The sequence below is a fragment of the Desertibacillus haloalkaliphilus genome (genome assembly GCF_019039105.1).
GTDB classification, from domain to species: domain Bacteria; phylum Bacillota; class Bacilli; order Bacillales; family KJ1-10-99; genus Desertibacillus; species Desertibacillus haloalkaliphilus.
Map to the genome: position 1 here is coordinate 1 of NZ_JAHPIV010000146.1, position 433 is coordinate 433.

General features: G+C 36.5%; 1 protein-coding gene. It reads left to right on the top strand.

What is annotated here, in order from left to right:
- Positions 1 to 153: 153 nt before the first annotated feature.
- Positions 154 to 433, top strand: a 280-nt coding sequence (locus tag KH400_RS21265) for an alcohol dehydrogenase catalytic domain-containing protein (protein ID WP_217228050.1), incomplete at its 3' end; no start/stop codon positions are given.

Genomic DNA, 433 nt, shown 5'->3' on the forward strand with positions numbered 1-433 from the left:
TATGTATGCTTCTTATTTGTCTGTTGCTATGTTTTGTCATTTTTCGTCCATTGACTGTCAAAAAAATAGTGCATCTTACTTAGAAAATTAAAAAAATTATGATATCATTATTTAAGTAAGTTAATTAAATTGATGAGAAAAGGAGTCTTACAAATGAAAGCACTACGCTGGCACGATCAAAAGGACATTCGACTAGAGGAAATTGATGAACCAACAGTTGCTCCAGGAAAAGTGAAACTGAAAGTAAAATGGTGCGGCATTTGCGGTAGTGATTTACATGAATATTTAGGCGGACCGATCTTTATTCCTGTGAATGAACCTCATCCACTTACAAAAGAAAAAGCACCCATTACACTGGGACACGAGTTCTCTGGTGAAGTTGTAGAAGTTGGAGAAGGCGTGAGTAATTACAAAGTAGGCGATCGAGTGGTTG